The organism is Methylobacterium tarhaniae, from assembly GCF_001043955.1.
GTDB lineage: Bacteria > Pseudomonadota > Alphaproteobacteria > Rhizobiales > Beijerinckiaceae > Methylobacterium > Methylobacterium tarhaniae.
This window is the reverse complement of record NZ_LABZ01000085.1, coordinates 1-13,276: the sequence shown is the minus strand read 5'-3', so window position 1 is coordinate 13,276 and position 13,276 is coordinate 1. Positions and strand designations below refer to the sequence as shown.

Below are 13,276 nucleotides of genomic sequence, written 5' to 3'. Positions count from 1 at the left end.
GGGTCCAGGGGCGGGACCGGCATTCCCGCAGCGCCCCGGCGGGGAAGACGAAGAGGGGTCCGCGCAGGCGCGAACCCCAGGCGGAATCAGGGTCGTTCGAGGACGGCCTTCAGCCCAGGAAGTCGCCGCATTTCGGCGGCGGCTCGGTGCCCCAGGGCATCAGCGGCACCGTCGAGGTCGAGTTCTTCGGCGAACCCTGCACCACCTTGTCGGAATAGACCATGTAGATCAGCGTGTTGCGCTTGGCGTCGCAGCCGCGCACGATCTGCATGCTCTTGAAGATCAGCGAGCGGCGCTCGCTGAACACGACCTCGCCCTGCTTCATCTTGCCCTTGAACTTGACCGGCCCGATCTGGCGACAGGAGAGCGAGATGTCGGAGACCTCCTCGGCGAGGCCGAGCGTGCCCTTGATGCCGCCCTTCTCCGGCTGGGTGTAGTGGCAGGCGACGCCCTGCACGTCCGGATCGTCGATCCCGTAGACAACCAGCTTGTCGTTGGGCGTCAGCGGCCGCCACACCGTCGACTTGTCGAAGATCCGGTCCGGCTCCTGCGCGAGCGCCGCGCCCGAGGCCAGACCGAAACACACCGCCGCGCAGAGAGCCGTGAGACCCCGCCGCCACACCATCGCGTCAACCTTTCCGCAAAGAAGCGTAACGTATGTAGGGAGGCTGTCGCGCGGCGGCGAGGACGGCTAGAACGATCCCGTCCCGCCACGCTTTGCGCATCGGCGCGCGGGGCAGCCTGTTCTCGTCCGCCGCCCCCAGCGGGCGGATCGTCCCCGCATACCGGCCGGTCCCCGAACGCCATGCCGCTGCTCCGCCTCACGGCCCGGCTCCTCGCCGGCATCCTTGCGACTGTTTCCCTGTGCCAAGCCGCCCTGGCCGAGCCCAACGCGGCCGCCTGCCAGCGCTTCCGCGCCGAGCTCGCGGGCCTGCAGCGGGAATCGAACCGCGGCCAGATCGAGGAGATCCAGCAGCTCGTCGCCTATCGCCAGTCGATCGGCTGCGAGGGCGGGCGCTTCCTGTTCTTCGACATGCGGCCGCCGCAATGCGCCCAGGTCGAGCAGCGCATCCGTGCCCTCAATGCCGGCTACGGTGCCGGCACCCGCGAGGTCTCGAATGCCCGCCGCGAGCAGTTGATCGCCGCCGTGAAGGACGCCTGCACCGGCCTGCCGAGCCAGGCGGCGCTGCAATCGAAGCCGGCCGACGGGTTCGGGCGGGGCGGGTCGCAGGTGATCTGCGTGCGGATGTGCGACGGCGCCTATTTCCCGATGCCGAACCTGCCCGACGGGCGGGAGGGCGCCGACGAGATGTGCCAGGCGCTCTGCCCCGGCGCCGAGGCCGCCGCCTACTCGATGCCGCCGACCGATAGCGGCCTGAACCAGGCCGCCGCGATCCAGTCCCGGCGCGCCTACTCGGCCCTGCCGAACGCCTTCAAGTTCCAGAAGGCCTTCGTGCCGAACTGCTCGTGCAAGGGCACGCAGACCTGGGCCCAGGCTCTCGTCAAGGCCGAGAGCATGCTGGTGCGCCACAAGGGCGACATCTTCGTCACCCCGGCCCAGGCCGAGGCGATGTCCCGGCCGAAGGTGCGCCTGACCCTGGTCGGCCGCGCCGACCGGGCCGCCGCGACCCTCGCGGCCACGGCCGCCACGCGGGTCGAGGACGGCACCGCCGAGGCCGCCGAGACGCCCCGCCCGGCCACGCCCGAGGAGCGCCCCGCGGTGCGGGTCATCGCCCCCAATCTGATCCCGGTGCCGCTCACCGCGAGGGCGGAGAGCCCGCAGGCGGCGGCCGCCGTCCCGGTCCCCGGCGGCGCCCCGGTCGCCACGCCCTGAGGCAGCCCGGCCGCTGACCAACGGGAACCATCCGGCCGTCGCGAGGTTCGAAGGGACCGATGACGGACGAGAGGTTCCCGCTGATGCGTTCTGCCCGCGCGCTGCTGCTGACCGGCACGATCCTGCCGGCGCTGCTGCTCCAGCCCCTTCTTGCGAGTCCGGCCTCCGCGCGAGGCGACGACGTGATCCGGCTGGCCCAGGGCGGGCCGGGTGGCCCCGGCGAGCGCGGTGGCCCACCGGAGCGCGGCCCGGGCGGTCCTGGCGGCGCGGGACCTGGCGGCGCGGGACCTGGCGGCGGCCCCGGCGGCGAGCGCGGCCTTCCGCGCCCCGATCGGGGCCCGGCGGAGAGGCCCGAGCGTCCGGAACCGCGGGAGCGGCCGGAACCCCGACAGGAGCGCCCCGCGCCCCGGCCCGAGCCCCGGCAGGAACGTCCGGAGCGCCCCGAACCACGGCCCGAGCGGCAGGAGAGACAGGAGCCGCGCGAGCGCCAAGAACCCCGTGAGCGCCAAGAACCCCGCGAACGTCAGGAACCCCGTGAGCGGCCGGCGGCGCCCCGCGAGCGTCCCGAACCGCAGCAGCGCGAGCGGCAGGAGCCTCAGGAGCGCGGGCCGCAGGGCCGCCCGGATCGGCAAGAAAGGCCCGAGCGGCAAGAAAGGCCGGATCGGCAAGAGCGTCCCGACCGGCAGGAGCCCCGTACTCCGCGCGGCGAGGAGCCCGGCCGTCCGCCGGCTCCGCCTCAGGATCGCGGTCCCGGCGCGCGTCCCGAGCCGCCGCGCGAGCGGCCTGCGCCCGACGCACGGCCGGACCGCCGCGACGACCGCCCCGACCCGCGCGAGGAGCGCCGGGGACCGGACGTGCCCACCCAGCGCGGCCCAGGCCAGCCTCCCGCGCCCGGCCAGGCGCCCGCCCCAAGCCGCGCGACACCGCCAGCCGCCGGACCCGGCCAGGCCGAGCCGAACCGTCCGCCCGCCGGCGAGCCGCGGCCCGGCCGTCCGGACGCGCCGGGAGCCGGCCCGAACGGCGCGCCGCTGCCCCCGAATCAGCAACCCGGCGTGCCGGGCCGGCCCTTCGTGCCCGGCGGCGCCGGGACGCCGTCCGACGATCGCAGCTTCGACCGGCGCGACCCGCGCGATCAGGACAGGCGCGACCCGGCAAGTCGCGACGTCGATCGGCGGGACGACCGCGATCTCGACCGGCGCAACCCCGATCGCCGCGATCCGGACCGCCGTGGCTTCGACGACCGCGGCGACCTGCCCGGCGGCTACCGACGCGACGCGCCGGATTCCATCCCGGGCGGCTTCCGCCGCGGCGACATCGACGTGCGCAGCTACGACGACGTCCGCCGCGCCCGGCGCGAGTTCAACGAGAACGGCCGCCTGATCATCCGCGAGCCCGGCCGCGTGATCGTTCGCGACGACGACCGCTACTTCCTGCGCCACGACGAGACCGAGCGTTTCCGCCTGCTCGACCGCGACGCCCGCATCGAGCGCCGCGGCCGCGACACGGTGACGATCATCGACCGCCCCGGCGGCTACCAGGTCTTCACGGTGGTGGACGATGACGGACGGCTGCTGCGGCGCTACCGCCGCGGGCCGGACGGGCGCGAGGTGGTGCTGATCGACAATTCCTATGCCGGGCCGCCGCGCTCGTTCGAGCAGGACGTGGTGGTGCTGCCGCCGCCCGACATCCGCATCCCCCGCGACCGCTACGTGGTCGAGGCGGATCAGGCCGACGAGGGTGCGATCTACGAGGCGCTGACCGCCCCGCCGGTCGCCCCGATCGAGCGGCGCTACACCCTCGACCAGGTGCGCTACAGCCCGACCCTGCGCGCGCGGATGCGCAGCGTCGACATCGACACCATCACCTTCGATACCGGATCGTGGCAGGTCACGCCCGATCAGGCCCGCCGCCTCGCCACCATCGCGGCGGCGATCAACCAGGCCATCCAGCGCAACCCGCAGGAGGTCTTCCTGATCGAGGGCTATACCGACGCGGTCGGCAACGACGTCGACAACCTCTCGCTGTCGGATCGCCGCGCGCAAGCCGTGGCCGAGGTGCTGACCCGCGACTTCCGGGTGCCGCCGGAGAACCTGACCACGCAGGGCTACGGCGAGCAGTACCTGAAGGTGAACACGCAAGGCGCCGCGCGGGAGAACCGCCGGGTCACCGTGCGCCGCATCACCCCGCTGCTCCAGCAACAGGCGCAGCAGCAGCGCTGAAGAAACGCCGGGCCGCCCTCCAGGGCGGCCCGGACGCGTCTGGCGGCCGGCCCCTTCGATCGGTTTCTCACGCCCGCCGCGGCACCGCGGCCCCGATGAGGCAGCCCACGACATAGGCCGCCAGCATCAGGGCGGCGGTCTCGAGCCGGAAACCGTCCCGCCCCGGCACCGCGGGGAGGCCGGCGGCGAGGCCGGCGAGCGCCGCCGCACCGGCGGCGAGGGCGAGGAGAACGACGAGGGCGGCGGCGACGCGCGGCCCCCGGCCGGCCGGCGGGCCGGCCCAGCGGCCGGTGCCGGCCCCGATCAGGAGCGCGGCGAGGAGACCCGGCCAGGCGACGGAGACGAGAAGCAGCACGGACGGTCTCACGAGCGCAGGGCGAAGGCGACCGCGCGGCGGTCGGAGGACGCCTCGGTGGGTGCGACGGCGATCCGGCCCGCCGGGATGCCGGCCTTGAGCAGGTAATCGACGATCGCCGCGGCCCGCCGCTGCGGCAGGCCGGGATCGGGCATCGTCGGCGTCTCCGCGGGTTTCCCGGCCGGCTTCCCGGCCTTCGCCGCGGACTTGCCCTTGCCTGGTTCCTTGCCTGGTTCCTTGCCCGGTTCCTTGGGAGCCGGCGCCTCCTTCGGCGCGGGCGGGGGGACGGAGCCCGGCGGGTCGTCGTGGCCGGCAACCTCGATCCGGGCCTGCGGGCAGGCGCGGGCGAGGCCCGCGACCTCGTCGAGGACGGGGTAGAAGGCCGGTTTCAGGTCGGCGCTGCCGGGGTCGAAGCGCAAGGTCGGCTCGGTCGCCAGCGCCGCGAAGGTCTCGCGGCAGGCCGCCGGGTCCCGGACCGCGACACCGCCGCGGGCATCGACCGCCACGTCGATCCGCCAGCCCGCAGGGGCGATCCGCCCGGCTTCCGCTGCGACGCGGCGCGCGCTCTCGGGATAGAGCCCTTCCCCGGCGATGCGCAGGCTCTGGTCGCGCACGCTCACCTCGCCCTCGGCGAGCTGGCCGAGGGCACCGATCCCGGCCGTCAGGCCTTCGAGGAGCGCGGGCGGCGCGCCCTCCGCCAGGCGGGTCCGGTCGACCACCCGCTCGCCGTAGAGGTAGGGCCGCAAGGCGGCCCGGAGCGCGGCGCGCGCCTCGGCATCCGGCAGGTGGCCGGTGAGGGTGAAGGCGTCGGGCCCGCGCCGGACCGCGACCTGATAGGGCGAGACCGGGCTCGCCGTCAGGGCGATGGTGCCGCGGGAGAGGCCCGCGGGCAGGGTGCCGGCCAGCGCCTCGGCCTCGCGCACCGCCTGGATGTCGATGGCGGCGCCCCGGATCGACAGGGCCGTCCCGTCGAGGGCGACGCTGCCCTCCCGCATCAGGGCCAGGGCCGCGAAGGCGCGGTCGATCAGCGCCTTCGCGTCGATTCCGGCGGGCAGCCCGCGGGCGGTGCGCATCGCGTCGGTGACCGGCGCGCCGTCGGCGACGAGCCGCGCGGCGGCCAGGATCGCCGTCCGGTCGGCCTCCGAGACGGCGTAGCCGTCGAGGCGCAGACCCTCGGGGCCGCGGGTCGCCGACCAGGTGAAGGGTGAGACGACGGCCGGCTCGACCGCGACCTCGCCGACCGTGTAGCCGGCGGGCGGCTGGGCGAGGTCGGCCTTGAGGGCGGCATAGGCCTCGACGCTCGCCGCCTCGCCGCTGAGGGAGAGGACGCGGTCGCTGATCGCCGCGCTGGCGCCGGGCTTCAGGTGCAGCGCCGCGGCGATGAGGAAGCGGGCGGCCTGGGAGAAGTTCTCCGGGGCGCCGCGGGCGGCGCGCGTCGCGTCGCGCAGGGTGAGATCGGCCGGAAGGCCGGCGCCCAGGGCGGTGGCGAGGGCGGCACGGCCGGTCTCGGACGGACGATACCCGACGAGGTCGAGGCGGTCCGGCGCGCGGTGGATCGCCGCCCAGGTGAAGGGCGACACCTCGGCGACGAGGCCGAGGCGGTCGACGATCCGGCGTGGACCGGGGATGGCGGCGAGGGCGGCGCGGGCCTCGTCGAGGGCGGCCTGCATCGGCGCCTCGCCGTTGGCGACGAGATCGCGGCCCCGCGCCTCGACCCGCAGCCACGGTTCCGCGCCGTCGCGGCCGGTCCTCGCGGCGACGGCGTCGGCGGGTGCTACCAGGGCGGCCTCCAGCCGCGGCTCGGCCCAGCCTGTCGCGGCGATCCAGGCACCGGCGAGGAGAGGAAGGCCGGCGAGCCAGCCGATCGAGCGTATCGCCACCGAAAGACCTCGTCGCGGACAGGAGGCGCGCCCTGCGCGGGCGCGTGGCCGGTACCGTGAGGCCCGTTTCCGGCATCAGCAAGGCGCCGCGAGGAAACGCCATAGAAAAAAGGGCCCCGGCGCGAGCCGGGACCCTGAAGGGCCGTCCATCCGGCGGCCCCCGCAGGGGCCGCCTTCGCGACTTAGAAGTCGCGCTGGACGCGCATGCGGACCTGGAACGTGTCCGCGTAGTTGGCGGTCGGCAGCACCGCGCCGTTGGCGGCGACCGGCAGGCCGGCGGCGTTCACGCCGGCGATGACGGCGCCCGGAGCCTTGTTGGTGTCGAGGGCGCGACCGTTCTTGATGTCGACGCGGTTGTAGAGACCCTCGACGCCGATATCGAGGTCCTTCACCGGCGACCAGATCAGGCTCGCGCCGGCGACGATCTGGCTGGTGTCGCGCAGGGCGGCACTGAACAGGAAGTTGCCGGGGCTGTTGATCGGGTTGCCGAGGCCGTTGAAGTTCAGGTTGCCCAGCAGGTTGCGGCTGGTCTTGCCGAAGTTCATCTCACCGTAGCTGCCGATGATCGCCGAGCGCCACTCGGGCGTCCAGTAGTGCAGGTACGAACCGACCACCGTCCAGCTGGTCGACAGCTCCATCTTGCCGGTCACCGGGTTGATGGCGGCATCGGTGAAGTAGGTCGCGAACGGCGCACCCTGGGTGTTGCCGGCGCTGGCGGTGTAGGAGCCGATGTACGAGGAGTAGCCGGTGTAGAGCTGGGCACCCTCGCCGTACGAACCCTGCAGGTACAGGGCGTCGCCCGGAGCGATGAACGGCAGGTTGAACTTCACGCCGCCCTGCACGGCCCAGCCGTATTCGGTGCTGACGCGCGGGGTGACGACCGAGCCGGCCGCGATCGGGGCGCCGCCGAAGGTCAGGACCGACGAGGCGTTGCCGGCGTTCAGCTCGTGCACGGCGGCCGAGAGCTGGGCCGAACCCCAGGCGGCGTCGTAGCGGAGCACGCCGACGAAGTCGGGCATGCGCGAGGTCTGGCGCAGGTCGTAGAACGCCTCACCGATCGGCACGCCGCCGGCGGTGGTGGCGATGATCGGCGACAGGTTGGCGGTGGCGGCCGTGAAGACCTGGAACTGGCTCGCCGCGTTGCCGGCGGTGGCAGTGCCGAACAGCGGGGTCTTGCGGAAGATCGGGTCTTCGACCGAGATCGTCGCCGAGAAGCCCTGGCCGAAGGTCGCGGTGTAGGCGAGCAGGTTGGTGGACGAGACGTCCGAGCCCAGCGAGGTGCCGATGATCTCGAAGTCGTGGGCGTAGAAGTCGTAGAACGAGGCCGCGCGACCGGCGGTGAGGCCGGCGAACTGGATGAAGGCCTTGTCGACGTTCACGAACTGCTGGGCGCGGTTGAACGTGTCGACGCCGAGCGCCGTGTAGGCGCGGGCGATGCGCTCCTGGGTGCCCGACTTGAGGTAGGCGCCGGTGCGGCTGGACAGGTCGAAGCGCACGAAGGCGCGCAGGGTGCCGTAGGCGGTCTGCGTGCGGGCATCGAGGTTCAGACGACCGAGGCCCTGATAGCCCATCAGGTCGCCGTTGTTGCTCGACCGGGAGTAGCCCTGCGAGTAGCCGGCCTCGAAACGGGCACGGCCCGAGACGCGCAGGCAGGTATCGGTGCCAGGGATGAAGAAGAAGCCGGCGCCGTAGGCCGAGCAGACACGAACGTACTCAACAGGCACTGCCTTCTTGACCGGCAGATCAGCAGCCTGCGCTCCCGCGACAACGGTCAGACCGGCAGCCGAACCCAGCAGAAGGCTCTTCACGAGCTTCATCGAGACCTCCAAAGTTTCGAGACCCTGGGGGTGAACGACTGTGTCTCGACGATCCTACTGGAGCCGAACCACGCCACTCTTATCCCCTTGCGACCCGGCGCTCCCTGAGGGATGTCATCCGGGCCCCACCGGGTTGTGCCCGGTGCAGAGGCACCATGTGCGAGGCGCTAACGGCGATCAACCGGCATCCGCGTCCAGGACGGCCAAGTCACCGGCTTTCCGCCGTAATGTTGCACGGACGCCACGAAACCTTACGCGGGTCAGCTAAATCCGGAGGCCTTGCGCGGGAGAACTCAAGATCTCGCGCGTGTCGCTGTCGTCTCCTGAACCGCAAGCCCGGCCGGCGGATACAGCCTAACTCACTTTCAGGTTGCATCAATCGATCGGAGGCGATGGCCCGGGGCAGCGCCCGATCGCGTTGCCATCGGGCGCTGCTCCAGGTTTTTGATTTTGCCGCATTTTCTGCGACGAACCGGTACCCGCTTCGTCGGAAAACGCTTCAGCCTTCCAGTTCCTCGCGCATCATCTCGAGTTCGAGCCAGCGCTCCTCGGCGCTCGCGAGATCGGCCTCGGTCGTCGCCAGGGTGCGGGAGATCGCCTCGAAGCGGGCAGGGTCGCGGGCATAGAGCGTCGGGTCGTCGAGGGCGGCCCGCAGCTTGGCCCGGTTGCCTTCGAGCGCCGCGATCCGGCCCGGCAGTGTCTTGAGCTCGTGCTGCTCGTTGAAGCCGAGGCGCTTCTTCGCCGGGCGGCCCGCCGCCGGCTTCGGCGCGCCCTTAGCCGTCTCCTTGGCCGCCCCCTTCGGCGCCACGACCCCGCGCGCCTGCACGCCGACGCCGCGCTGGGCGACCATGTCGCTGTAGCCGCCCGCATAGGCGACCCAGCGCCCCTCCCCTTCCGAGACCAGCACGGTGTCGACGACGCGGTCGAGGAAGTCGCGGTCGTGGCTCACCAGGATCAGGGTGCCGGCATAGTCGCCGAGCATCTCCTGGAGGAGGTCGAGGGTCTCGAGGTCGAGGTCGTTGGTCGGCTCGTCGAGGACCAGGAGGTTGCCGGCCTCGGCCAGGGCCCGGGCCAGCAGCAGCCGGTTGCGCTCGCCGCCCGAGAGCACGCCCACCGGCGTGCGCGCCTGCTCGGGCGAGAACAGGAAGTCCTTCATGTAGCCGATGACGTGCCGGCTCTGGCCCCCGACCTGGACGCTGTCGCTGCCTCCGCCCGTCAGCACGTCCGCGACGGTGCGTTCGGGATCGAGCGCGCTGCGGCGCTGGTCGAGGAGGTTGAGGGTGACGTTGGCCCCCACCTTCACCTCGCCCGAATCGGGCGCGAGGCGGCCGGTCAGGAGGTTGACCAGCGTGGTCTTGCCGGTGCCGTTGGCCCCGACGATGCCGAGCCGGTCGCCCTTCGCGATGCGCAGGGACAGGTCGCGGACGATCGGGCGCTCGCCGTAGGATTTCGCGACGTCCCGTGCCTCGACCACCAGGGTGCCGGAAGCCTCGGTCTCGCTCACCGTCAGGGTGGCGGTGCCGACCGGGCCGCGATGCTCGCGGGCCTGGCGGCGCAGGTCGTGCAGGCCGGCGAGCCGCTTGACGTTGCGCTTGCGCCGCGCCGTCACGCCGTAGCGCAGCCAATCCTCCTCCGCGGCGATCTTGCGGTCGAGCTTGTGGCGCTCGCGCTCCTCCTCCTCGAACACCTGGTCGCGCCAGCCCTCGAAGGCGGAGAACCCCTGGTCGAGGCGACGCGTGGTGCCGCGGTCGAGCCAGACGGTCGAGCGCGACAGGGCTTCGAGGAAGCGCCGGTCGTGGCTGATGAGGACGAGGGCCGAGCGGCTGCCCTTCAGCTCGGCCTCCAGCCACTCGATCGCCGGCAGGTCGAGGTGGTTGGTCGGCTCGTCGAGGAGCAGGATGTCGGGCTCGGGTGCCAGCGCCTGGGCCAGGGCCGCGCGGCGCGATTCACCCCCCGACAGCCGGCTCGGATCCTCCTCGCCGGTCAAGCCCAAGCTCTCGAGCAGGTAGCGCGCCCGGTAGAGCTCGTCGCCCGGCCCCATCCCCGCCTCGACGAAGGACAGGGTGGTGGCGTGGCCGGAGAAATCCGGCTCCTGGGCGAGGTAGCGCACGGTCGTGCCGGGCTGCAGGAAGCGCACGCCCTTGTCGGGCTCGACCAGCCCGGCGGCGACCTTGAGCAGGGTCGACTTGCCCGAGCCGTTGCGTCCGACGAGGCAGGTGCGGTCGCCGGGAGCGAGGGAGAGGTCGGCCCCGGCAAGCAGCGGCGTGCCGCCGAAGGTGAGCGCGATGCCCTGGAGGGTGAGGAGCGGAGGAGCGGCCATGGGGTGGGGGATTACGGCAGGGCCTGCGGAAAGGCGAGCCCGAGCGGGGGGGCCGGGCATGCTCGTCCCTTCCTATATGGAACACGGGCGACGGCTTGAACCGGCGGGCGAAGCCCTCCGCTTTGCCGTCGTCCCAACAGCCGGGAGCGATTCGGCGTCCCTTATCAACTGCCCGATCGATGGCTCCTGCGAATCCGCGGGTCCCTCACGCGCGTCCGGATGGTTCCTGAAGCCTCGCCGCTGACGCAGGCCATCACACCACGATTGCCAACCAACCTGCCCCTCCTTCGCGAGCGGTTTTCATGCCTGGAGATATGCTGTGCATCTCGACATCCCCGCCTCTCTCGAATATCGTAGTTACGATAAATAGATGGCCATCACCTTCGACCCGCCCAAGCGCGACCGTGCCCTGAGCGAGCGGGGCCTGGACTTCCTGTCCGCCGAAGCCGTGTTCGCCGGGCTCCATCACACGTGGCCTGATGCCCGGCGGGACTACGGCGAGCCCCGCAACATCACGATCGGACACCTCAACGGGCGCATGGTGATGATCGGATGGACCCCGCGCGGCGAGGACCGCCACGTCTTCACGATGAGGAAGTGCAATGAGCGCGAGCAAGCCCGCTACGCCCGCCTTTTCCCCTGACGCCCATGGGGCGACCGACTTCGTCAAGGTCGATGCGCACACCATCACGGCCGAGGAATACGATGAACTGCCGGAACTCACCGAGGCGGATCTGGAGGCGGCCGACACCTACCAGGGCGCGACCCTGATCCGCCGCGGTCGCGGGCGTCCTCCCGTCGCACGCGCCAAGAAACTGGTCACGCTGCGCCTGGACCCCGATGTCGTCGAGCGCTGGAAGGCGAGCGGACCCGGCTGGCAGACCCGGATGAATGCAGTGCTGCGCGAGACGATGCCATAAGCTTCAGGCTCGCTCAGGCGTGGACCGACCCAAGCGCCGTGGAGCCATGCAAGGCCGCTCGCCTCATCGCAAGCTCCGAGCCCTCATGCGTCGCGTGAGCGACACAGCCTGGCCATGACTGTCCGTCACCGTGAAGAGGCGCGGACCGTGTGGCCGGCTTCGACGGATTGCATCGGCGCCGCCGCGGGTTAAGCCCTTGCATGGCGGCCCTGGCGCTCCGAGAGTTCCGCACCGTGACCGTCCGGAGAGGACCCCCGATGAGCTTCGTCACGCCCGACCCCTTCACCACCCGCCCCGAAATCGACGGCACCTTCGGGGTCGTGGCCTCGACGCACTGGATCGCCACCGCAGTCGGCATGGGCGTGCTGGAGCGGGGCGGCAACGCCTTCGATGCGGGGGTCGCGACCGCCTTCGTGCTCCAGGTGGTCGAGCCGCACCTCAACGGGCCGGGCGGCGACGTGCCGGTGATCCTGCACGACGTTCGGGTCGGCCGGCCGCAGGTGGTGTGCGGGCAGGGCCCGGCGCCGCAGGCCGCCACCATCTCGCACCTGCGCGATGATCTCGGCCTCGACCTCGTGCCGGGCACCGGGCTCCTCGCGCCCTGCGTGCCGGGCACCTTCGACGCCTACATGCTGATCCTGCGCGACCACGGCACCTGGCGCCTCGCCGACGTGCTGGAGGCGGCGATCGGTTACGCCCGCGACGGCTTCCCGCTGGTCGAGCGGGTCTCGGCCACCATCGCCACCGTCGAGGGGTTGTTTCGCGAGCACTGGCCGAGCTCGGCGGCGACCTATCTCAAGGAGGGCGGCGTGCCCGCCCCCGGCACGCTGTTCACCAATCCGGTTCTGGCCGAGACCTATGCCCGCATCGTGCGCGAGGCCGCCGGTGGCTCGCGCGAGCAGGAGATCGAGCGCGCCCGCCGGATCTGGTCGCAGGGTTTCGTCGCCGAGGCGATCGACGGGTTCTGCCGCGGGGAGCCGGTGATGGACGTGACGGGGACGCCGCATCGCGGCCTCCTCACCGGGGCCGACATGGCGGCCTGGCAGGCGAGCGTCGAGGCGCCGGTCGGGTACGAGTACGGCCGCTATACCGTGCTGAAGGCCGGACCGTGGACGCAAGGGCTCGCGACCCTGCAGCAGCTCGCCCTGCTGAAAGGCTTCGACCTCGATCGCCTCGATCCGGCAGGTCCCGACTTCATCCATCTCCAGGTCGAATGCGCCAAGCTCGCCTTCGCCGACCGCGACACGTTCTATGGCGACCCCGCCTTCGTGGACGTGCCGGTGGAGACCCTGCTCTCGGATTCCTACAACGCCGAGCGCCGCACGCTCGTGTCCGAGACCGCCTCGCTGGAGCAGCGGCCGGGCGCGATCCCCGGTTTCGGCAAGGCCCTCGACGCCCGGGTGAGCGAGGGCGCGCGCACGGCGGTGGGCTCGTCCGGGGCGGGCGAGCCGACGGTCGGCAAGATCGAGGCGACCAAGATCGCCGCCACCGTGCCGCCGGACGATGCCCGCTCGGGGATCGTGCGGGGCGACACCGTGCATTTCGACATCATCGACCGGCACGGCAACATGATCACCGCCACGCCGTCGGGCGGCTGGCTGCAATCCTCGCCGGTGATCCCGTCGCTCGGCTTCTGCCTCGGCACGCGGGCGCAGATGTTCGTGCTCGACGAGAACCACCCGGCGGCCCTCGCCCCGGGCAAGCGGCCGCGCTCGACGCTCTCGCCCACGATGGCGCTTCGCGACGGCGCACCCTACCTCGCCTGGGGCTCGCCGGGCGGCGACCAGCAGGACCAGTGGATCCCGCAATTCTTCCTGCGCCACGTCCATGCGGGCATGAACCTGCAGGCGGCGATCGATGCGCCGGCCTGGCACACCGAGCACTTCCCGTCCTCGTTCTGGCCGCGCACCGCGCGGCCAGAACGAGGACGG

General features: G+C 72.3%; 10 protein-coding genes. 5 read left to right on the top strand and 5 right to left on the bottom strand.

Annotated features, from left to right (window positions below; translation table 11 throughout):
* Positions 1-109 precede the first annotated feature (109 nt).
* On the bottom strand, positions 110-625 hold the full coding sequence (locus VQ03_RS13170) for a CreA family protein (protein WP_048451341.1): 516 nt from the start codon (positions 623-625) through the stop codon (positions 110-112).
* A 180-nt stretch (positions 626-805) separates the two neighbouring features.
* On the opposite strand from VQ03_RS13170, the gene VQ03_RS13165 reads away from it, so the two are divergent.
* On the top strand, positions 806-1,834 hold the full coding sequence (locus VQ03_RS13165) for a DUF2865 domain-containing protein (protein WP_048451340.1): 1,029 nt from the start codon (positions 806-808) through the stop codon (positions 1,832-1,834).
* Positions 1,835-2,688: 854 nt separating this feature from the next.
* Complete coding sequence (locus tag VQ03_RS35170; RefSeq protein WP_342586461.1) at positions 2,689-4,053, top strand: OmpA family protein; 1,365 nt, start codon at positions 2,689-2,691, stop codon at positions 4,051-4,053.
* A 67-nt stretch (positions 4,054-4,120) separates the two neighbouring features.
* Here VQ03_RS35170 and VQ03_RS13155 read toward each other — a convergent pair whose 3' ends face one another.
* The 4 genes from VQ03_RS13155 to VQ03_RS13140 all read right to left on the bottom strand — a co-directional run bounded on the left by VQ03_RS13155 (position 4,121) and on the right by VQ03_RS13140 (position 10,425).
* A complete protein-coding gene (locus tag VQ03_RS13155; protein ID WP_048451339.1) occupies positions 4,121-4,408 on the bottom strand; it encodes a hypothetical protein in 288 nt (95 codons plus the stop codon).
* Positions 4,409-4,416: 8 nt separating this feature from the next.
* Entirely contained in the window at positions 4,417-6,288 is a 1,872-nt protein-coding gene (locus VQ03_RS13150; protein WP_048451338.1) for an OmpA family protein, read from the bottom strand.
* 182 nt (positions 6,289-6,470) lie between these two features.
* Entirely contained in the window at positions 6,471-8,105 is a 1,635-nt protein-coding gene (locus VQ03_RS13145; protein ID WP_048451337.1) for a porin, read from the bottom strand.
* A 499-nt stretch (positions 8,106-8,604) separates the two neighbouring features.
* Positions 8,605-10,425: an ABC-F family ATP-binding cassette domain-containing protein gene (locus VQ03_RS13140; RefSeq protein ID WP_048451336.1), complete on the bottom strand. Its 1,821-nt coding sequence runs from the start codon at positions 10,423-10,425 to the stop codon at positions 8,605-8,607.
* 370 nt (positions 10,426-10,795) lie between these two features.
* Between VQ03_RS13140 and VQ03_RS13135 the strand changes: the two genes are divergently transcribed.
* The 3 genes from VQ03_RS13135 to VQ03_RS13125 form a co-directional block, all read left to right on the top strand.
* Positions 10,796-11,068, top strand: a complete 273-nt coding sequence (locus tag VQ03_RS13135; RefSeq protein WP_048451335.1) for a BrnT family toxin — start codon at positions 10,796-10,798, stop codon at positions 11,066-11,068.
* Positions 11,028-11,345: a BrnA antitoxin family protein gene (locus VQ03_RS13130; RefSeq protein ID WP_048451334.1), complete on the top strand. Its 318-nt coding sequence runs from the start codon at positions 11,028-11,030 to the stop codon at positions 11,343-11,345. Before VQ03_RS13135 ends, VQ03_RS13130 begins: the two co-directional genes overlap by 41 nt.
* A 257-nt stretch (positions 11,346-11,602) precedes the next feature.
* On the top strand, positions 11,603-13,276 hold a 1,674-nt coding region (locus tag VQ03_RS13125; protein WP_048451333.1), incomplete at its 3' end, for a gamma-glutamyltransferase family protein.